Source organism: Frigoribacterium sp. PhB107 (assembly GCF_003751515.1).
In the GTDB taxonomy this organism is placed as follows: Bacteria; Actinomycetota; Actinomycetes; order Actinomycetales; family Microbacteriaceae; genus Frigoribacterium.
Map to the genome: position 1 here is coordinate 1,373,196 of NZ_RJKU01000001.1, position 20,011 is coordinate 1,393,206.

Sequence of the window (20,011 nt, forward strand, 5' to 3'; positions counted from 1 at the left end):
GCGTGGGAGGTGGTGCGACGTTCCCCACCAGACCACATGACGTCGCGTCAGGTGCAAGTCCCGGCGCTCACCAGGGGCCGAGGTCGCCGCCGTTGATCCCGTAGAGGGCGATGCCGATCACGGCCCCGATCGCGAGCACGGCCACGGCGAGGGGCGCCCAGTCCATGAACACCTCGGAGCGGGACCGGGGAGGCACGGCCGCACCGGGGCCACGACCACGTCGGCGAGTCGCCGGGCCGCGCGCCTCGGCCTCGTGACCGCCGTGCCCGCCACCCTCGCTCAGGCTCCCGTTCTCGGCCTCGGCCTCGACCTGGCTCTCACGCTCGGCGGCAGCGAGGCCCTCACGGAGTGCTTCGCGGAAACGGCGATCCGCGGCGGAGCCACCGAGCTCGTCGGGGTCGGTCATGGTGCTCCTGTCGGTGTGCGGGGACTCCTGTCTACCGTCTCTGCAGCCGACCGGCACCCGGCTCGCCGCCTCCTCAGCCCTCGGGGTGCAGGCTCGCGTCAGCTCTCGGGGTGCAGGCTCGCGTCGGCCTCGCCTGTCGTCCACGAGGTGAAGTGCACGGTGAGGTCGCCGCGCGACGGGGCGCAGCACATCGGCCCCGCCGAGACCCGGGCACCGGGATCGAGCGGCGCCACCCGGACGAGCCGCCACGGCTCGTCGTCGACGCGGGCCCGGACGGTGAGCGCGTCGCCGGAGCGGCTCGCGCGGATCGTGACCTCCCGTCCGTGCCAGCCGGGCACGGGCGAGAGCGACCAGTCGGACACGCCGCGCGTGACGACCGCGCCCAGGCTCTCCTCGCCGTCGCTGCGCTCGACGCCGGCCTTGGTCCAGGTCTCGTCGTCGACCTCGACGAAGATGCCCGCCTGGTCGAACTGGGCGGTGAAGTCCAGCCGGAACGTCACCTCCTGGGCGGTGCCCTGCTCGAACGGGACGAGCAGCGCGTGCTCGGTGTCGTGCACGAACCCGTAGGAGGTGGTGCGCCAGGCGTCGCTCCCCTCGACGGCCGTCACGTGCAGGCCGTCGGACGCGACGTGCACCTGTGCGGGGGCCGTCGTCCAGGTGCCGGAGTTCCAGTCGATGTCGGTCATGACGCCGAGTGTACGCTTGTACACATGACACAGGACCACTTCGCGGGCGATGACCGCAGCAACCGCGAGCGGATGCTCGCCGGCGACCTCTACGTCGCCGACGACCCCGAGAGCGCCCGGCTCGCCCAGCGCGCCGTCCGGCTCGCCGACGCCTACCACCGCGCCGCGGTCGAGGACGAGGGCGCAGCCCGCCCCCTGCTGGAGGAGCTGCTGGGATCGTTGGGGGAAGACGCGTTCGTGAAGCCGCCGCTGTTCGTCGACTACGGCGAGAACATCCGCATCGGTGCCCGGACCTTCGTCAACTACAACCTCACGGCCCTCGACGTCGCCGCCGTGACGATCGGCGAGGACTGCCAGATCGGGCCGAACGTCCAGCTCCTGACGCCGACCCACCCCGTCGAGCCGGGGCCGCGACGCGACCGGCTCGAGGCGGCCCTGCCGATCACGATCGGCGACAACGTCTGGCTGGGCGGCGGGGTCATCGTCTGCCCGGGCGTCAGCATCGGCGACGACAGCGTCATCGGCGCGGGCGCGGTCGTGACCCGCGACGTCCCTGCCGGCGTCGTCGCGGTCGGCAACCCCGCGAGGGTCGTCCGGAGCGTCACCGGATGACCGCTGCCCGGTCGCCCCGCCGGGCGGACCCCGGCCGACGGGACCGCATCCTCGAGTCGTGCCTCGACGTCGTCGCCGAGGTGGGAGTGGACGGCACCACCCACCGGCGCGTGGCGGTCGCCGCCGACGTGCCCCTCGGATCCATGACGTACCACTTCGACGGGATGGACGAGCTCCTCCTCGAGGCCTTCGCGCTCTTCGCGGACCGCGTCGCCGAGCGGTTCCGACGCCGCCTGGCCGGCGACCTCACACCACAGGAGGCGCGGCGCGCGGTGGTCGAGATCGTCACCCACGACGTCGTCGGCAGCCAGCGCGACCTGGTCCTCACCCACGAGCTCTACACCCTCGCGGCGCGACGCCCCGAGTACCGGTCGATCACCCAGGCCTGGATGGCCCGGAGCCGTGCCGCGCTCGAGCAGCACTTCGACCCCGAGACGGCCCGCCTGCTCGACGCCCTGATCGAGGGCCTCACGATCCACCGCGCCCTCGACCCGGAGCCTGCCGACGAGGACGTCGTGGCGACGGCCGTGGGACGCATCGTGCGTCCTGGTTGACTTTCCGATGCGGAAACTCTCAGTGTTGCCGCGCGTCCAGCGCGCGAAGGGCCAGGCCCGGACGTGGGTGACGCTCACCCCGGCCGGGTCGCAGGCGCTGCGCGGCCACTTCGCGTTCCTGCAGAGCCTCGCACCGAAGGTCGCGGGCCGTCGCTCGCGTCGAGGCACCCAGCTACCCAGTCCACCAGGTCGGTTTTAGACAACGGGTGTACTTTACGCTGATGACTTCCGACAGCGTCCGTGACGCGTTCAGCTCCTCCTCGACCGCTGACGAGGTGCTCGCCGGCGTCGACCTCCGGGACAGGAGCGCCGTCGTGACCGGGGCGTCCTCCGGCCTGGGCGTCGAGACGGCTCGGGCCCTGGCCGCGGCGGGCGCGAGCGTCACGCTCGCCGTCCGGGACACCGACCGCGGCGAGGCCGTCCGAGCACAGATCGAGGGACGGACCGGCAACCGCAGGCTGGACGTCCAGCAGCTCGACCTCAGCGACCTCGACTCCGTCCAGTCGTTCGTCGAGCGACGGCAGGTGCCGCTCGACGTGCTCGTGGCCAACGCCGGGATCATGAACCTGCCCGCCCGCCAGCTGACCCCTCAGGGCTGGGAGGCGCAGTTCGGCACCAACCACCTCGGCCACTTCGCCCTGGCGCTCGGGCTCCACGACCGCCTCGCCGCCGGCGCCTCCGCCCGCGTCGTCGTCCTGTCCTCCAGCGCACACCAACTCGGCGGCCTCGACCTGGACGATGTGGGCTTCGAGCGCAGGCCCTACGACGGCTGGACCGCCTACGGGCAGTCGAAGACGGCGAACGTCCTCTTCGCCGTCGGCGCGGCCACGAGGTGGCGCGCGGACGGGATCGCCGTGAACGCGGTGCACCCCGGCAACATCCGGACGTCCCTGTCCCGGCACACCGAGATGGACCCGGAGACGACCGCCCGCTTCGACGCTGCAACGTGGAAGACCGTCGAGCAGGGCGCCGCGACCTCGGTCCTCCTCGCCGGCTCGCCGACCGTGGACGGCGTCACCGGGCAGTACTTCGAGGACGCTCGACCCGCCGACGTCGTCTTCGAGCCCGCGGACCACGGCGTGCTGTCGGCCGCGCTCGACCCGACGACCGCCGACGAGCTCTGGGACTTCTCCCTCGAGGCCGTCCGGCGCTGACCAGCCCACGGCGCTCCCGGGATCGGCTCCGATGGCCCGGCCCGGCCCGTCCCGCCCCGCCCCCGCGTGGCCCGCGCCGGACACGGGCCCAGCCTGCTGCTCCCGTGACCCTGCACGAGGGACCACGACCGTCGAGCGGCGGCAGTCTCGCGGGCTCTTGACCTCGTGGTGACGGGTCGCCATCATCAGGGGCGAGCGGTCGCGTCCGACGTCCGCCACCGGAAGAGAGGCGCCGCCCGTGCCCACCATGATCTTCGTCAACCTGGCCGTCAGCGACCCGTCCCGCTCACGCGCGTTCTACGAGTCGCTCGGCTACTCGGTCAACGAGGGCTTCAGCGACGAGAACGCCGTGAGCATCGTCATCAGCGACACGATCACCGCGATGTTGCTGACCCGCGAGTTCTTCGCCGAGTTCACGAGCAAGTCGATCATCGACGCCACCACCTCGACCGAGGTCCAGCTCTCCCTCAGCGCCGACAGCAAGGAAGAGGTCGACTCGATCCACGAGAAGGCACTGGCCGCAGGCGCGACACCCGCTGGCGAGCAGGACCACGGCTTCATGTACTCCAAGAGCTTCGACGACCTCGACGGCCACCACTGGGACTACGTCTGGATGGACCCGGAGGCGGCAGCCGGCGGCGCCCCGGAGATGACCGTCGACGAGATGCGCGCGGGCACGACCCACAGCTGAGCTGCGCACGGTCGCCGCCGACACGACCACGGCCGGCCGGCCAGCGGGCACCGCGGCACGTCATGCCCCGGTCCGTGCCGCGACGTTCCGAGCGTCGCGTCCTGCCGTGACGCGACATGAGGCGCGGAACACGACGCGACATCGCGGTCAGGCTCCGAAAGCGCGAGCCCCAGTCAGGAGGCGCTCGAAGGCCGCCTCCGCGGCCGGGTCGGCCTCGCGACGAGAGGCGGCGGCGTCGTACCACTCGACGATCTCCCGAGCACCCGTGGCCCACGACGTCGTCGCCTGCCAGCCGGGCACGAACGCCTTGACCTTCGCGTTGTCGAACACGACCGAGTGCGCCTTGTCGCCCAGGAGACCCGGGCCCCACTCGGGCTCCACGACCGCGACGCTCTCGCTCGCCACGTGCACCAGCGCCGGGTCGTCGACGCCCGCCGCGGCCGCGAGGGTCGTGTAGATCTGGTCCCACGGCAGGGCCTCGTCCGAGGTGATGTGGAAGACGTCGCCGACGGCGGCCGGCAGGCCGAGCAGCCCGACGAAGGCGCGGGCGAAGTCGGCGTGGTGGGTCAGCGTCCAGAGGGACGTCCCGTCGCCGGGGACGACCACCTCGAGGCCGCGCCGCATCCGGTCGACGACGGTCCAGCCGCCGGTGACCGGGATCGTGGTGCGGTCGTAGGTGTGCGAGGGGCGGACGATCGTGACGGGGAAGCCGCTCTCCCGGTAGGCGCCGACGAGGAGGTCCTCACAGGCGATCTTGTCCCGGGAGTACTGCCAGAACGGGTTGCGGAGCGGAGAGGACTCTCGGATCGGCAGCGCGGCGACGGGCTTCTGGTAGGCCGACGCCGAGCTGATGAAGACGTACTGGCCGGCCCGACCGGTGAAGAGGTCGATGTCGGCCTGGACCTGGTCCGGGGTGAACGCGACGAAGTCGACGACGACGTCGAACGACCGGTCGCCGAGGGCCCGGCGGATCGACGAGGGGTCGGACACGTCCCCCGTGAGCACCTCGACCCCAGGAGGCGTGGGCCGGGTCGACGACGCCCCGCGGTTGAGGACGGTGAGGTCGTGGCCGAGCTCGACGGCTCGGGCCGCGGCCGCCGAGCTGATGATGCCGGTGCCGCCGATGAACAGGACTGTCGACGCTGACATGGGGGGGTCTTCTTTCTTCGAGGAGGACCACCCCAGTCTGCGCGTCGCGGCCCCGGCGCGGACGACGGGTCAGGCGCCTAGGCGGAACCCCGGACGACGAGGTCCACAGCGCCGGCCACGATGCCCGGGGAGGGCGCTCCGCCGATGGCGTCGACCAGGTGCTGCGCGGCGGCGCGTCCGAGCTGCTCGAGCGACATGTCCACGCTCGTGAGCGGTGGTCGCGAGTCGCGGACGAGCAGGTCCCAGTTGTCGAAGCCGACCACGGAGATGTCGTCGGGGACGCCGACCCCCTCGTCCCGGAGCGTGTCGATGACGCCGCGGGCGATGTGGTCGCTGCCTCCGATGATGGCGTCCACCGACTCGCTGCCCCGGACCAGGAGGCGGGCGCAGTCACGCCCCCACCCCTCGCCCCACTGCCCGAAGAGGGAGGTCCCGCCGACCAGTTCGAGCCCTGCCGCCGTCAGGGCCTGCTGGACGCCGGCAGCTCGGTCGCGCGCCGCAGCGTAGGACGCCTCGCCGTTGACCAGGGCGATGCGAGTCCGCCCCTTCTCGATCAGGTGCTCGGCGGCGAGCCGTCCGGCCTGGACGTTGTCGGGGGTGAAGGAGGCGTCGGCCGGGTCGCTGGAGGGGGCGTAGACGTAGACGACCGGGACGTCCGCGAGCAACGGGACGGGCGGACGCGGGTTCGTCGTGCGCCCCACGATCAGCAGCCCGTCGACCCGACGCGTCAGCAGCGTCTGCAGGTGCAGCTGCTCGCGGAGCGCGTCGTCGCGGGCGTCGGCGAGCAGCACCGACAAGGAGCCCGAGCCGAAGGCGTCCTCGGCGCCGAGCAGGACGGGCAGCACGAAACGGTTGTCGAGGTCGCTCGTGACCATCCCGATCGTGCCGGTCCGGGCCGAGTTCAACGCCTGCGCGAAGAAGTTGGGCGTGAACGAGAGCGCCGCGGCAGCCTCCTGCACCTTGACGCGAGTCGACTCCCGCACCTGTGCCCTGTTGTTCAGGGCCTTCGAGGCCGTGGCGACCGAGACCCCGGCGGCCCGGGCCACGTCGGCCAGCGTGACGGGCGTCGTCGCCGCCTTGCCGCCTCCTGCAGTGGTCATGTACCGAAAATAGTTCACAAAGTGATTGACGAGCAAGTCATGCCCGTGTAACTTCGCACCCGAAACCAGTTTCGGTCTCTTTGCTCTCGACGATGAGCGCCCTGTGCTGCACCTGCCGGGCTCTCTGACGGAGCATCCGCAGCAGTTCAGAGAGGAACCTCCTGTGATCTCGTTCATCCGCAGCAAGCGCACCGCCGTCGCGGTCGTCGGCCTGGCCGCCGCGACCCTCGCCCTGACCGGCTGTGCCGGCGGAGCAGGCGGCGGCTCGTCCGACGCCGCCTCGGGCACCTACACGTTCTGGGACCCGTACCCCCAGTTCGACGACTCGAGCGACTGGGCGAAGCTCATCGAGAAGTGCGGCACCGACGCGGGCGTCACCGTCGAGCGCACCGGGTACGACACCTCCGACCTGACCAGCAAGGCGCTGCTGGCCGGCCAGCAGGGCAACTCACCCGACCTGCTGCTCGTCGACAACCCGGTCGTCTCGACCCTGGCCGAGGCGGGCCTGCTCACGGACACCGACGAGACCGGGGCCGACACCTCCGACATCGAGGCGAACATCCTCGCCGCCGGCCAGCTCGACGGGAAGACCTACGGCGTCCCCATCGGCGCCAACACGCTCGCGCTCTACTACAACAAGGCCGTCCTCGACGCCGCAGGCGTCGACCCCGCGTCGGTCACCGACTGGGACAGCCTCACCTCCGCCCTCGAGGCGGTCTCCGCCTCCGGCGGCAAGGGCATCACCTTCTCGGGCATCGGGACGGAGGAAGGCAGCTTCCAGTTCCTGCCCTGGTACTGGGGCTCGGGCGCCGACCTCACCGAGCTCGACTCCGACGACGCCGTCTCGGCGCTGGCCCTCTGGACCGACTGGGTCGAGAAGGGCTACGCCCCCAACTCGGTCATCAACAACACGCAGACGACGAGCTGGCAAGAGTTCCTGACCGGCGAGTACGCCTTCAGCGAGAACGGCACCTGGCAGCTCGCCGGCGTCAAGGAGTCGGGCATCGACTACGGCATCATCTCGATCCCCTCGAAGGACGGCGGCGCGGCCCCTGCACCCACCGGCGGCGAGTTCCTGACCGTGCCGGTGCAGAGCGACGACGCCCGCTACGAGGTCAGCGAGAAGATCCAGTCGTGCCTGACGAGCACCGAGAACCTCGTCGCGACCGACACGACGCTGTCCTACGTGGCCCCCACGAAGGACGCCCAGGCAGAGCAGGTCGCCACCGACCCCGACCTCGAGCCGTGGATCACCGCGGTCGCCGACGCCAAGGGCCGCACCAGCGACGACCTGGGCACCGACTACCCGAAGATCTCGGAGCAGCTCTGGAAGGCCGTGCAGAACAGCTTGAGCGGGTCGTCCGACCCCGAGGCCGCCCTGCAGGAGGCGCAGCAGGCCGCCGCGTCCGCCACGAAGTAGCCACCGCAGCGCCACCAGCACCACCAGCACCACCCACCGCGACACCACCCACCGCACCGGACACCGCCCGACGACGAGGAGCAGCCCCATGAGCACCGACACGATGGCACGTCGCCAGGCACCGCCCGGAGGGAGGCCGGCCCCGCGCACCGGCCTCCCCGGCGACGGAGCCCGGCGGCGACGCCGTGGGCCCGGCGCCTCACAACTCACCGCCTGGGCGTTCCTCGCCCCGGTCGTCACCTACCTCGCCGTCTTCTACGTCTGGCCGCTCGTCCGCAACGTCGACCTCTCGACGCACGACTACACGGTGCGGTCGTTCATCGACGGCACCGCGCCCTTCATCGGGCTCGAGAACTTCGCGGACGTCTTCTCCAGCCCGACCTTCGGGCCCGCGTTGGTGAACACCCTGCTGTTCACGGGCATCTCCATCGCGTTCCAGTTCACGATCGGCATGGCCCTCGCGGTCTTCTTCTTCCAGAAGTTCCCGCTGTCGTCGACCCTCAGGGCCCTGTTCCTCGTGCCGTGGCTGCTCCCGTTGATCGTCAGCGCCTCCACCTGGTCGTGGATGCTCAACAGCGAGAGCGGCGTCGTCAACTCCGTCATCCGCACGCTCGGCGGCGATCAGGTCAACTGGCTCACCTCGCCGCAGTGGGCACTCACCAGCGTGATCATCGCCAACATCTGGATCGGCATCCCGTTCAACCTCGTCATCCTCTACAGCGGGCTGCAGAACATCCCCGGCGACATCTACGAGGCGGCGGCGCTCGACGGCGCGAACGCCTGGCAGGTCTTCTGGCGCATCACGTTCCCCCTGCTGCGCCCGGTCTCGGCCATCACGATCCTGCTGGGCCTCGTCTACACGCTCAAGGTCTTCGACATCATCTGGATCATGACGCGCGGCGGGCCCGGCGACGCCTCCACCACCTTCGCCATCTGGTCGTACCAGCTCGGCTTCGGCTCGACCCTCCCCTCCTTCGGACCCGCAGCCGCGGTCGGCAACCTGCTGATCGTCATGGCGCTCGTCTGCGGATTCGTCTACCTGCGAGTGCAGAGGAAGCAGGACCAGTCGTGAGCGTCACCATCCGGCCCGCCGCGGCCCCCACGTCCGCCGCCCGCCGCGCCTCCTCGAGCCGTGCCGGTCGCCGCAGCCTCGCCACCACCGTGATCGGGGTCGTGCTGACCGCCATCATGCTGTTCCCGATCTACTGGATGATCAACGTGTCGCTGACGCCGACCGCCCAGATGCGGCAGAGCCCGCCGTCGTGGTTCCCCGCGAGCCCCACGCTCGACGGCTACCGGGCCGTCGTGAGCGAGCAGCTGCCCTTCCTCGGCACCAGCCTGCTGGTCGGCCTCGGCACCGTCGTCGTCACGATCGCCCTGGCAGCACCGGCCGCGTACTCGCTGGCCAAGCTACGACCCGTCGGAGGAGGCGCGCTGAGCTTCGTGATGATCGTCGCGCAGATGATCCCCCAGGTGATCATGGCGATGGGCTTCTACGCGATCTACCTCAACCTCGGCATCCTGAACCACTGGTGGGGCCTCGTCATCGCCGACTCGACCCTGGCCGTGCCCTTCGGCGTGCTGATCTTCACGGCCTTCATGCGGGGCATCCCCGACGAGCTGATGAGCGCCGCGAAGCTCGACGGGGCGGGTGCCTGGCGCACCTTCCGGTCGGTGGTGCTGCCGGTCAGCCGCAACTCGGCCGTCACCGTGGGGCTGTTCGCGTTCCTCTGGGCGTGGTCGGACTTCGTCTTCTCGTCGACCCTCAACAGCGGCGGAGACGCCCAGACCATCACCCTCGGCATCTACCGGTACATCGGCAACAACAACCAGGAGTGGAACTCGATCATGGCGACCGCCGTCGTCGCGTCGATCCCCGCCACGGTGCTGCTCGTCGTCGCCCAGCGCTACGTCGCCGCGGGCGTCACGGCCGGCGCCGTCAAGGACTGACCCGCACGTCGGCCTCGGCACCACCTCCTCCTGCTTCCCCTCTCTTCTTGGAGCACATCGTGACCACCACTTCTCCGCGCACCAGCGCCTCCCGCCCCGACTTCGGCGACAGCCGCCCCTTCGCCGGCCCGGTCGATCCGTCCCGTTCCGTCCTCACGCCGCTCGACGCGACCGAGATCCGGTTCACCGACGGCTTCTGGGCCGAGAAGCAGGCCCTGAACGCCGACGTCGTGCTGAGGCACTGCGAGGACTGGATGGAGCGCATCGGGTGGACGGCCAACTTCGACCGCGCTGCCGCCGGGCTCGGCGACCCGGGCACCCCCTGGGAGCACTCCGGCATCGAGTTCGTCGACTCCGAGGTCTACAAGCTCCTCGAGGGCATGGCCTGGGAGCTCGGGCGGGAGCACGACCCGGCCCTGCAGGCGCGCTACGACTCCCTCGTCGACCGCGTGGCCGCGGCCCAGGAGGCCGACGGCTACCTCCACACGAGCTTCGGCCGCGCCTGGCAGCGACCGAGGTGGAGCGACCTCGAGTGGGGCCACGAGCTGTACTCGATGGGCCACCTGCTGCAGGCCGTCGTCGCCGCCGAGCGCACCGCCTCCTCTCCCCGTCTGGTCGAGGTCGGTCGCCGTCTCGCCGAGCACCTCTGGACGGTCTTCGGCCCCGAGGGGCGCGTCGCGATCTGCGGGCACCCCGAGATCGAGGTGGCGCTCGCCGAGCTCGGCCGCGCCGTGGACGAGCCCCGGTGGATCGAGCTCGCCCGCCTCTTCGTCGACCGCCGCGGGCACGGGCTGCTCGGCCAGATCGAGTACGGCTCCGAGTACTTCCAGGACGACGTGCCGGTGCGCGACGCCGACGTGCTCCGCGGACACGCCGTCCGTGCCCTCTACCTCGCCGCGGGCGCACTCGACGTCGCCGTCGAGACGCGCGACGACGAGCTCGCCGCTGCCGTCCGGCGACAGTGGGAGGCGACGGTCGCCCACCGCACGTACGTCACGGGCGGCATGGGCTCCCACCACCAGGACGAGGCCTTCGGCGCCGACGACGAGCTGCCGCCGGACCGCGCGTACTCCGAGACCTGCGCCGGCATCGCCTCGACGATGTTCTCGTGGCGGCTGCTGCTCGCGGAGGGCGATCCCCGGTACGCCGACCTGATCGAGCGCACACTGCTCAACGTCGTGCTCGCCTCGCCTCGAGAGGACGGTCGCGCGTTCTTCTACACGAACACGCTGCACCAGAGGACGCTCGGCACCGAGCCCGACGAGGACGAGCTGAACGCCCGCGCCCTGTCCAGCCTGCGCGCGCCCTGGTTCGAGGTGTCGTGCTGCCCCACGAACATGGCCCGTACCCTGGCCAGCGTCGAACAGTACTTCGCGACCCGCACCTGCGACGGGGTGCAGCTGCACCAGTACGGCAGCTACGAGGTCGACACCGTGCTCGACGACGGCACGCCGCTGGCGCTGTCGGTCGCGAGCGGATACCCCCTCGACGGGCGCGTCGAGGTGACGTGGCGCGGCGACGTCGACCGCGAGGTGGAGCTCACGCTCCGTGTCCCCTCGTGGGCTGACGACTCCGCGGTCACGGTGGTCCTGCCGGACGGGGAGGTCAGGCAGGCCGGGGGCTCGACGATCGTCGTCCGCCGCCGCTTCTCGGCGGGCGACGTCGTCGTGCTCGAGCTGCCGACGACGGCCGAGTGGGTCCGCGCGGCCCCGACGATCGACGCCGTCCGTGGTCAGGTCGCCGTCCAGCGCGGACCGCTCGTGCTGGCGCTCGAATCGGTCGACCTGCCCTCCGGCAGCGTCAACGACGTGCTCGTCGACACGACCGTCGACCCGGTCACGACGTCGACGGGTGCGCGGGTCGAGCTGTCGCGAAGCCACACGCCCGCGAGCGGATGGCCCTACGGCGGCGCCGCTGCCACCGCCCTGTCCCTCGGCAGCGTGCCGCTCGTGCCCTACGCTGCCTGGGGCAACCGAGGCCCGTCGACGATGCGCGTGTGGCTCCCCACGGACGATCTCGAGGCCTGAGACGGTGACGCCCGGGACGAGAACGAGCTGTCGGCCGATCGACCGGGCGGCGGCTTGCAGGGCCACGTGACTGCCGCTCTGACAGGTGGTGTGGTCGCGAGTTCGTGAAGGCTGGCACGATGGCCGCATGGTCCGCTCGACACCCGTGACGAACCCGCTTCGCGACGACTCGATCTCCCTGCTCACCCGGGGGTACGGTTTCGGTGCACGGCTCTGGGAACGAACACGGTCAGGCGCGCGGGCTGTGCCACTTCGCCTCCTCGGGCGGGAGGCGCTGCTGGTCCGAGGCGCCGAGGCCGTCGAGCTGTTCTACGACGAGCGGCGCATCGTCCGGCACGGGGCCATGCCCGCGATCGTCCAGCAGACGCTGTTCGGCCGTGGGTCCGTGCACAGCCTCGACGGAGCGCAACACCGCCACCGCAAGGCGACGTTCCTCGACGTCGCGTACGAAGACGAACAGGTCGCCCGGCTGACGCCCCTGCTCGAGCGCGAGTGGCGCCACGAGATCGATGCCTGGCTGTCGGGGGGACGACGCTCCGCCTACGACGCAGCCGTCGGAGCGTTCGGTCGCGCGAGCATGCGGTGGGCGGGCCTGCCCGGGACCTCAGCGGCCAGGACGCGCTGGGCGAGCCGTCTCGCGCAGATCGTCGACGGCTTCGGTGTGCCCTACTCCCCGGAGTACCTGCTGGCAGCGGCGAACCGGGCCTGGTCAGATCGGCACGCTCGCCGCCTCGTCGAGGCGGCGCGTGCCGGCGCTCTCGAGCCCGGGGCAGGGACGGCCCTCGACGAGTGGGCTCGGCACAGGGACCCCGACGGCGCGCTGCTGCCGGCGAAGCTGGCGGGGATCGAGCTGCAGAACAGCATCCGCCCGATGATCGCGGTGGCCCGCTTCGTCGCCTTCGCCGCGAAGGCCCTGCACGACCACCCCGAGTGGCGGGGTCGCATCGCCGCGGAAGCCACCGAGCGTGGAGCGTTGACCGGTGGGCCGCTCGCCGTCGCGTTCGCGCAGGAGGTCAGGCGGACCGCGCCGTTCGTCCCGATGCTGCCTGGCTGGGCCCGCAACGACGTCGAGATCGACGGACGGAGTCTGACTGCTGGTGGGCGGGTGCTGCTCGACATCCTCGGCACCGACACTGACGACGCGTCGTGGAACCGCGCCTCCGAGTTCGACCCAGGACGTTTCGTCGGCGTCGACGACTACGAGGCGATCTCGACGTTCGTCCCTCACGGGGGCGGGGACCCCGCGGGCGGCCACCGATGCCCCGGAGAGAAACTCGCCATCGCAGGCCTCGCCGCCGCGGTCGCGGCACTCAGCGACCCTCGCCTGGCGATCCTCGACGAGGGTCTCGGCGTCGACCGGCGACGGTTGCCGACCAAGCCGTCGTCGGGCGGCCGCGTACGCGCCACGGGGGCACCGTCCCGGTGCCCGTTCCACTGACAGCACCACGAGACGTCGTCGCCCTGCCGTCCGAGGGCAGGGCGGGCGTCGGCTGACGTCACATCTAGATCCACCCGCGCTCGAGCGCCATCAGGACTGCCTGCTGCCGAGTCGGCACGGACAGCTTCGCGAGGACGGCCGAGACGTGGTTGCGCACGGTGCCCGGCGCGAGGGAGAGCTCGCGCGCGATCTGAGCGGTCGTCTGGCCCTGACGCCCGACCCTCAGCACGTCCCGTTCGCGATCAGTCAGGGGACAGCGTTCGTCGCTCAGCGCGTCGGCCGCGATCTCGGGGTCGACGTACCGTGCTCCTGCGGCGACCCGGCGGATGACTGCGGCCACCTCCTTCGCGTCGCGGCTCTTCGGCAGGAATCCTGCTACTCCCGCGGCGAGTGCGCGGCGGAGCACGCCGGGACGGGCGTGTCGGGTGACCACCACGCAGCGAGCGGTGACGGTGCGTCGCAGCCGCTCCGCTACTTGGACTCCGTCGAGGCCGGGCATCTCGAGATCGAGCAAGCAGATGTCCGGGTGAAGACGCTCCGCCGCGGCGACGGCTTGCTCACCGTCGGAGCACTCGGCGATGACCTCGATGTCGCCCTCGAGGCGCAACAGCGCGGCCAGCGCCGAGCGGATCATCGCCTCGTCGTCGGCGAGGAGGACACGGATGGGCCGGGAGCTGCCCGGAGCAGCGACGTCGGAAGTCGTGTCGATGCTCATCGCGGCCCGCCCGCGGCCGCCTCTGCGGGAACCGTCACGATCACGGTGAAGTCGTTCTCCGCCGCGCGGACCTCCATCGATCCCCCGACATCTCCCGCGCGCGTGGCCGTGCCTTCGAGCCCGGTGCCCTGCCGCGTGCGCTCAGGAGGTGCCCCGGCGTCACCGGGTGACGGTGCCGTCGCGGGAGGCAGGGGTGCGGGGACGTCGTTGCTGATCTCGTACCGCCACTCGTCATCGAGACGCGTGAGGGCCAGGCGGGCTCGCCTCCCCCCGCCGTGTCGGAGGACGTTGGTGGTCGTCTCGCGGATGACGGGACCGAAGACCGAGGCCGGGGCGGTGTCGGCATCGACGTCGATGACCGCCTCGACCGTGAGGCCGGCGGCGCGCAGCAGGTCACGAGCGTTGGCGAGTTCATCGGGAAGGGGGACGGTGCGGAACCGGGTCGCGAGATCGCGGGTGCCCTGCCGGGCCTCGTCGACGCTGAGGCGTGCGGCTCTCAGCTGATGGAGGGCGGCGTCGCGGTCGTCCGGCAGCAGTCTCTCGGCGAGTTCGAGCTGCAGGGCGATGACCTGCAGATGGTGTCCCTGGAGGTCGTGGACGTCAGTGGCGACGGCGAGTCGCTCCTGGGTCGCGGCGAGCCGCGCCTCGGAGACGCGAGCACGGTCGAGCACCATCAGCACGTCCCACCACCAGAGCGACAGCACCGTGGTCAGAGGCAGCAGAACGGAGAAGACACCCGCGACGTACGGGTCTTCGTGGGCTGACAACGGCGGTTCGGAGAAGGCCGTGGCGACGTCGACGACCAAGACGCCCGCCAACAGGGCCGTGACCGCCAACACCATCCGCGCGCGCACGAACCGGGGCCAGTGGAGCAGCTGCAGGGACTGGGCGAGAGGCAGGATCAGCAGCACCCAGAGCCCGGACAGAGACCACACCGTGACGCCGTAGGCAGTGGCGACGACCAGCGGCACGAGGGTGCTGCGCCAGTCGAGAGCCGTGGCGTCGCCTCCGCCGTGCCGATAGGCACGCAGCAGAGGAGCCGTGGAGAGGATCCAGACGAGACCGCCGACCAGGACGGCGAGGACGACACCTCGGTCGAGGCCCGCCTGCAGGAGCGTGGCCGCCCAGACCAGCACGACGGTCAGTTCGAAGAGCACGAGCGCGACGACGGTGTACCACCAGGTCGCAGTGACGGCACGTGCCGTGCCCCTGGAGACCGGCGGGGACGACGCTGCCTCGACGGTGGGGGCGTCGGCCGGAGCGGTCATGGCCCCACCATAGGTCCGTGACAGAAGTCACGGGTCCGACGGGTACATCGCCCCTTCGCCAGTGACGGCCCGACACTGCCGGTGACGTCGCCCGTGTCGTGGACTGGTCACCACAGCGGAGAGGTCGACCAGGCCCCTCCCGAGAACGACAGGAGCGACCGTCATGGACCTGATCACACGATTCCAGGAGCTGGTGGCGCAGATGCCCGAGATCCTGCAGCCTCTCATCGTGGCCCTCGCCGGCGCGGTCCCGTTCATCGAGGGCGAGGGCGCCGCAGCCATCGGCATCGTCGGCGGCCTTCACCCCGCCGTCGCCATCACTGCTGGCGCCGTCGGCAACTTCTTGTGCGTCTTCGTGCTGGTGACGACCAGCTCGAGGGCGCGGTCGGCCCTCGTCTCACGGCGCCGCCGGGCAGCGGCGAGCCGGAGAGAGGCCGCTGTCGGTGTCCCTGCCGGAGGGGGAACCGCACTGGCCACTCTGGACCAGACCGCCGAGGTCGACGAGCGCGGCAGGAAGTCTGCCCGCAGGGCTAAGTTCCAGAACGCGCTCGTCCGCTACGGCGTTCCCGGCGTGAGCCTGCTGGGCCCCCTCCTGCTGCCCACCCAGTTCACCGCGACCCTGCTCGCCAGCTCCGGGGTGAGCAAGGCGCGGGTGCTGTTCTGGCAGGGACTCGCCATCGCCGGGTGGTCCACCCTCATCGGCGTCGTCGTCGGAGGCGCCGCTCACGCCGTGGCATGAGACGGCGCGCACAGGACGACCGTCGGTGATGCCCCGCTCGGTCAGCCGATGTCGGGCCTTCCGTCGGAGAGGTCGGAGGTGACGAACGAGAGCGTGGAGGCACCGGATGGCCGGGGCCGTCAGAAGTCTCCGCTGGCGTCTCCGGGGGAACCTCTCCCGGAGCGCTGGAGGTGCACGCGCCTGGCGAGCCGGATGAGAGGGCGGATCATCAGCTGGACGCTTCCGAGGAGGAACGACCAGGTGCCGGCGGTCGTAGTCGACTCGGAGAAGAAGAGGATGCTGCCGACGACGAACCACACCGCGACCATGATGTCGTTGACGATGCTCGCGACTTCGTACTTGTGCCGGATCACGATCTCATCGCGACCGAGCGAGAAGCTCAGGGTGCGGTCGTCCGACGACTCGTTCGGTGCCATCGAACCATGCAACCACGGCGCCCTCACCCGCCGACGCAAACCAGCTCCAGGGTGCGACCCGCGGCCGACGCGAGCTGACCCGGCCATCGATCGTCTGTGGGACGGCGGCGGAGCTGCCGACATGATCGAGAGAGCGACCTGTCGGATGATGGAACAGTGAACAGGACCGATCGGCTCTACGGCCTCGTGGAGGAGTTGCGTGCCGTGTCGCCGCGGCCACGAAGTGCGCGTCGTCTCGCGGACCGGTTCGAGGTGTCAGTGCGCACGATCGAGCGGGACCTCGCTGCGTTGCAGCAGTCGGGCATGCCGATCTGGGCGGAGCCCGGCCGGACCGGTGGGTACGTCATCGACGCGTCAGCCACGCTCGGCCCAGCAGGATTCACGCTGGACGAGGCCCTTGCAGTGCTGATCGGGCTCGGTTCCCTTCGGCGCAGCCCGTTCCGGCAGTCCGCTCAGACCGCCGCGCGGAAGGTGCTCGCGGTCATGCCGGACGGCGACGCTGCACGTGCCGGTGCGCTCGCTTCCCGGGTCCACTTCCTGGAGGACGAGGATGACACGGTCGTGCCGGCGGAGTTCGCGGCGGCACTCCGTGCGGACCGTGTCGTGCGGCTTCGGTACCAGGACGCCAGCGGCGCTGCCTCCACACGAGACGTCGAGCCGTTGGGGTCGATCGGGAAGGACGGGCAGTGGTACCTGGTCGCGTGGTGTCGGCTCCGGGACGGGGTGCGAGCGTTCCGGGGAGACCGGATGCTCTCCGTCGAGGTGACCGACGAACCATCGCCGCGACGAACGCTGCGAGCAGAGGACCTCGCGATTCCCTACGGGCGGCTGCGAACCGTCATCGACGACTGATCCGCTGCCGGTCATCTCTGGAAACACCGACAGGACGCTGTCGCGCCGACCGGTGAAGCTGATGCCCACACCTCGTCAGCCCGCCCGAAGGAACCCCTATGTCGTTCGCCTCCATCCGCATCGTCACCGACGACCTCGACGGCCTCGTCGCCTTCTACGAGCAGGTCACCGGCCAGCGAGCCGAGCGCCCCGCACCGGTCTTCGCCCAGTTCAACGGCCCCGGCGCGAACCTCGCGATCGCCAGCACAGCCACCGTCGCCGTGCTCGACGGTGCACTGGCCCCTGCGACCGATCGATCCGTGCTCATCGAGTTCGAAGTCGCTGACGTCGACGGGGAGTTCGCCGAGCTCCAGCCCAAGGATGAGGACGTCGTCCTTGAACCGACCACGATGCCATGGGGGAACCGGTCCGCGCTGGTGCGCGATCCCGACGGCAACGTCGTCAACCTGTTCAGCAAGCCGACCATCGACTAGGCGGAGGGCCTCCGTCACCTGAGCCCGGACCTGGCGAGGTCCGGGTGAGGCTCACCCGTTCGGGAGTGGACCCCGGAGACACGAAGAAGCGTGAAGGCTGGCTGGGGTCGGCCATGCCCGTCCCACTCGTCATCCCGCACAGTGACGGCGCAGGAACAATGGACCAGGTAGGCGCGGGCGCAGATCCAGCCCTTCTGGGCAGCCGCGTCGCCGTGTACGGCGCGCAGTCGTACCGCGCGTTCGGCACCGCAGCCGAGTACGTCGTCACCCCGGAACACCTGGTGGTGCCTGTGCCGGACACCGTCTCCGACGACGTCGCCGCGGCACCCGGGATCCCGGGGATCACCGCGCACCGGGCCGTGTTCGCCGACGGCCCCGTCGAAGGACTCACCGTGCTCGTACAGGGCGTCCTCGGCGGGGTCAGCGGCATCGCCGCACAGCTCGCCTCCTGGCAGGGTGCGACCGTCATCGGAACGGTCCGCCGGTCCACAGACCTCGACCGTGTCGAATTGACCCCCGTCGACCACGTCGTCGCTCTCGACAGCGACCCGGTGGCCGCGATCCGCCGGATCGCCCCTGGAGGAGCAGACCGCATCATCGAGGTCGCCCTCGACGCGAACGCTGACCTCGACGCGGCCGTGATCGCTGACGACGGCGTCACAGCGACCTACTTCGCTCACGGCGACAGGGTTTCCCTTCCGTTCCCGCCGCTGCTCTTCGCCGACGTGGTCATCCGGTTCCTCGGCAGCGATGACCTCCCGCTCGAGGCCAAGCGGACCGCGATGGTCGACCTCGTGGCCGCCGTCGACGAGGGCGCCCTCACCATCCCGCTACGCGAAGTCCTCCCTCTTCATCGGATCGCCCGCGCCCATGACGACGTCGATGCCGGCCATCACGGGAGGGTGCTGCTCTCGCTCGAGGAACGAGACAGGGCGACCCGCTGACCGATCCCCTATCGGGACAGGCGAACACACCCTTTTCTTGGTCGAAAAGAATGTTGTATCAGCAGGTGCAGCTTGGTCGGATCAGTGCTTCACTGAGTGTGGCGGAAACGCCACGGCGGTGGGGCTCGCCGTCACCAACCTCGACTCAGGTCGACAACAGTCCCTATCTCAACCACTGGCGTGCCCAGATACCGAGATAGGAGACCAGATGACCACCGACACCATCGTCGTTGGGGCACATGCCCGAACGACCGACACCGTTCTCTCGACCGCCGCCCGGTTCGCGGCCCGGCTGTCGGCGCGACTCGTCGTTGTCCGGGTCGACGACTCCCGCGTCCCCGCTGAACCCGACGACGGCAGCGGCCGAGGGGCGACCGTTCCCCTCGACCCAGACGAGTACGACGACGTCGTCGCGGACAGATCTGCCCTCGAGGCGACGGTAGCCCGGCTCCGCACCGACGTGCAGATCACGGTCGACGTCCGTGTCCTCGCCGGTGACCCCGGAAAGGCGTTGGCCCGCGTCGCCGCCGACACGCACGCCGTGATGATCGTCGTCGGATCCTCGAACGGTCCGGCCGCGGGCCTGAAGGCTGCACTGCACGGGTCCACGGCATCGTTCCTCATGCACCATCAGCTCGTGCCGGTCCTCGTCGTGCCGGTCTCAGAGGCATGGCCGTGACGACCCGGATCGTCCTCGTGCGACATGGCGAAAGCCAGGCCAATGCCGACGGGCTGTTCACCGGTATCACCGACTCACCCCTCACGACCGGAGGCCGGGAAGAGGCCCGCCGTGCTGCACACCTGCTCGACGAGGCGGGTTTCCGCCCGGCGTCGATCCTGTGCTCACCGCTGGCCCGTGCAACTGAGACTGCCCGCATCATGGTGGCCGAGAACCGGTGGCCCGTGCCCGTCACCGTCGACGTGCGACTCCGGGAACGCGATTACGGCGACCTGACCGGACGGACCAAGGCGGATGTTCGCCGCTCAGACGGCGAGGAGGACTTCACCCTGTGGCGGCGCTCCCTGGAGACCCCGCCCCCGCCGTCCTCTGACGCGCTGTTCGCGAAGCTGTGGGCTCAGGATGCCCTCCGTCATGTGGAACCCGAGAACCGGACCAGGGCCGAGAGCCTGCTCGACGTCATCGCCCGGGTCCGCCCCGTCACCGAGGCGGTCCAGGCCGGGACCGCCGGCGGCACCGTGCTCGTGGTGGGCCATGGCAACAGCCTCCGCGCGCTCTGCCTGCTGCTCGATGCGTTGACCCCGCTCGAGGTCGCCGCGCTCAACATCCCGACCGGACACCCCCTGATGTACGACCTCGCCTCCGATGGGCATCCGCTGACGCGGGGCGGCACGTATCTCGACCCGGCCGCGGCGGCCCTCGCCGCCGCGGTCATCACCCACGAAGGAGGAACCTGAC

At 70.8% G+C, this 20,011-nt stretch carries 22 protein-coding genes; 15 read left to right on the forward strand and 7 right to left on the reverse strand.

The genetic code is table 11. From position 1 onward, the window contains the following. Nucleotides 1–67: 67 nt before the first annotated feature. Nucleotides 68–406, reverse strand: a complete 339-nt coding sequence (locus tag EDF18_RS06365) for a hypothetical protein (protein ID WP_123546871.1) — start codon at nt 404–406, stop codon at nt 68–70. Nucleotides 407–504: 98 nt separating this feature from the next. Continuing rightward, nucleotides 505–1,092: a DUF1349 domain-containing protein gene (locus EDF18_RS06370; protein ID WP_123547341.1), complete on the reverse strand. Its 588-nt coding sequence runs from the start codon at nt 1,090–1,092 to the stop codon at nt 505–507. A 24-nt stretch (nt 1,093–1,116) separates the two neighbouring features. Here EDF18_RS06370 and EDF18_RS06375 point away from each other — a divergent pair, with 24 nt between their 5' ends. The 4 genes from EDF18_RS06375 to EDF18_RS06390 all read left to right on the forward strand — a co-directional run bounded on the left by EDF18_RS06375 (nt 1,117) and on the right by EDF18_RS06390 (nt 4,103). Then, nucleotides 1,117–1,704 (forward strand): sugar O-acetyltransferase, encoded by a 588-nt coding sequence (locus tag EDF18_RS06375; protein ID WP_123546872.1) that lies wholly within the window; start codon nt 1,117–1,119, stop codon nt 1,702–1,704. Continuing rightward, nucleotides 1,701–2,258: a TetR/AcrR family transcriptional regulator gene (locus EDF18_RS06380; RefSeq protein WP_123546873.1), complete on the forward strand. Its 558-nt coding sequence runs from the start codon at nt 1,701–1,703 to the stop codon at nt 2,256–2,258. Before EDF18_RS06375 ends, EDF18_RS06380 begins: the two co-directional genes overlap by 4 nt. 221 nt (nt 2,259–2,479) lie before the next feature. After that, nucleotides 2,480–3,412, forward strand: coding sequence for an SDR family NAD(P)-dependent oxidoreductase (locus tag EDF18_RS06385; protein ID WP_123546874.1), 933 nt, complete (start codon nt 2,480–2,482; stop codon nt 3,410–3,412). Nucleotides 3,413–3,659: 247 nt separating this feature from the next. Next, on the forward strand, nt 3,660–4,103 hold the full coding sequence (locus EDF18_RS06390) for a VOC family protein (RefSeq protein ID WP_123546875.1): 444 nt from the start codon (nt 3,660–3,662) through the stop codon (nt 4,101–4,103). 147 nt (nt 4,104–4,250) lie between these two features. Here EDF18_RS06390 and EDF18_RS06395 read toward each other — a convergent pair whose 3' ends face one another. Together EDF18_RS06395 and EDF18_RS06400 are read right to left on the reverse strand one after the other, a co-directional pair. Next, nucleotides 4,251–5,252 carry an NAD-dependent epimerase/dehydratase family protein gene (locus tag EDF18_RS06395; protein ID WP_123546876.1) on the reverse strand — a complete coding sequence of 334 codons (1,002 nt, stop codon included), beginning with the start codon at nt 5,250–5,252 and terminating at the stop codon, nt 4,251–4,253. Between the two features lie 77 nt (nt 5,253–5,329). Then, nucleotides 5,330–6,352, reverse strand: coding sequence for a LacI family DNA-binding transcriptional regulator (locus tag EDF18_RS06400; RefSeq protein WP_123546877.1), 1,023 nt, complete (start codon nt 6,350–6,352; stop codon nt 5,330–5,332). Between the two features lie 163 nt (nt 6,353–6,515). On the opposite strand from EDF18_RS06400, the gene EDF18_RS06405 reads away from it, so the two are divergent. From EDF18_RS06405 to EDF18_RS06425, 5 genes are all read left to right on the forward strand, one after another. Further along, nucleotides 6,516–7,772, forward strand: coding sequence for an extracellular solute-binding protein (locus tag EDF18_RS06405; RefSeq protein ID WP_123546878.1), 1,257 nt, complete (start codon nt 6,516–6,518; stop codon nt 7,770–7,772). Between the two features lie 88 nt (nt 7,773–7,860). Further along, nucleotides 7,861–8,844: a carbohydrate ABC transporter permease gene (locus EDF18_RS06410; RefSeq protein ID WP_123546879.1), complete on the forward strand. Its 984-nt coding sequence runs from the start codon at nt 7,861–7,863 to the stop codon at nt 8,842–8,844. 116 nt (nt 8,845–8,960) lie between these two features. After that, nucleotides 8,961–9,722 (forward strand): carbohydrate ABC transporter permease, encoded by a 762-nt coding sequence (locus EDF18_RS06415; RefSeq protein ID WP_123547342.1) that lies wholly within the window; start codon nt 8,961–8,963, stop codon nt 9,720–9,722. Between the two features lie 59 nt (nt 9,723–9,781). Further along, a complete protein-coding gene (locus EDF18_RS06420; RefSeq protein ID WP_123546880.1) occupies nt 9,782–11,749 on the forward strand; it encodes a glycoside hydrolase family 127 protein in 1,968 nt (655 codons plus the stop codon). Between the two features lie 244 nt (nt 11,750–11,993). Then, nucleotides 11,994–13,187 carry a cytochrome P450 gene (locus EDF18_RS06425; protein ID WP_233569003.1) on the forward strand — a complete coding sequence of 398 codons (1,194 nt, stop codon included), beginning with the start codon at nt 11,994–11,996 and terminating at the stop codon, nt 13,185–13,187. Between the two features lie 64 nt (nt 13,188–13,251). Here EDF18_RS06425 and EDF18_RS06430 read toward each other — a convergent pair whose 3' ends face one another. Continuing rightward, nucleotides 13,252–13,902 (reverse strand): response regulator transcription factor, encoded by a 651-nt coding sequence (locus EDF18_RS06430; protein ID WP_123546882.1) that lies wholly within the window; start codon nt 13,900–13,902, stop codon nt 13,252–13,254. Then, on the reverse strand, nt 13,899–15,170 hold the full coding sequence (locus EDF18_RS06435; protein WP_123546883.1) for a sensor histidine kinase: 1,272 nt from the start codon (nt 15,168–15,170) through the stop codon (nt 13,899–13,901). The genes EDF18_RS06430 and EDF18_RS06435 overlap by 4 nt, the downstream gene beginning before the upstream one ends. Nucleotides 15,171–15,333: 163 nt before the next feature. Between EDF18_RS06435 and EDF18_RS06440 the strand changes: the two genes are divergently transcribed. Next, nucleotides 15,334–15,909: a small multidrug efflux protein gene (locus EDF18_RS06440; RefSeq protein ID WP_123546884.1), complete on the forward strand. Its 576-nt coding sequence runs from the start codon at nt 15,334–15,336 to the stop codon at nt 15,907–15,909. Nucleotides 15,910–16,028: 119 nt separating this feature from the next. Here EDF18_RS06440 and EDF18_RS06445 read toward each other — a convergent pair whose 3' ends face one another. Beyond that, on the reverse strand, nt 16,029–16,325 hold the full coding sequence (locus EDF18_RS06445) for a YrhK family protein (RefSeq protein WP_123546885.1): 297 nt from the start codon (nt 16,323–16,325) through the stop codon (nt 16,029–16,031). A 156-nt stretch (nt 16,326–16,481) separates the two neighbouring features. Between EDF18_RS06445 and EDF18_RS06450 the strand changes: the two genes are divergently transcribed. The 5 genes from EDF18_RS06450 to EDF18_RS06470 all read left to right on the forward strand — a co-directional run bounded on the left by EDF18_RS06450 (nt 16,482) and on the right by EDF18_RS06470 (nt 20,010). Further along, nucleotides 16,482–17,177, forward strand: a complete 696-nt coding sequence (locus EDF18_RS06450) for a YafY family protein (RefSeq protein ID WP_123546886.1) — start codon at nt 16,482–16,484, stop codon at nt 17,175–17,177. A 98-nt stretch (nt 17,178–17,275) separates the two neighbouring features. Next, nucleotides 17,276–17,650, forward strand: a complete 375-nt coding sequence (locus EDF18_RS06455) for a VOC family protein (RefSeq protein WP_123546887.1) — start codon at nt 17,276–17,278, stop codon at nt 17,648–17,650. A gap of 113 nt (nt 17,651–17,763) precedes the next feature. Beyond that, a complete protein-coding gene (locus tag EDF18_RS06460; RefSeq protein ID WP_199732339.1) occupies nt 17,764–18,594 on the forward strand; it encodes a zinc-binding dehydrogenase in 831 nt (276 codons plus the stop codon). Nucleotides 18,595–18,712: 118 nt separating this feature from the next. Further along, complete coding sequence (locus tag EDF18_RS06465) at nt 18,713–19,273, forward strand: universal stress protein (RefSeq protein WP_158614627.1); 561 nt, start codon at nt 18,713–18,715, stop codon at nt 19,271–19,273. Next, nucleotides 19,270–20,010, forward strand: a complete 741-nt coding sequence (locus EDF18_RS06470) for a 2,3-bisphosphoglycerate-dependent phosphoglycerate mutase (RefSeq protein WP_199732341.1) — start codon at nt 19,270–19,272, stop codon at nt 20,008–20,010. The genes EDF18_RS06465 and EDF18_RS06470 overlap by 4 nt, the downstream gene beginning before the upstream one ends. Nucleotide 20,011 lies beyond the last annotated feature (1 nt).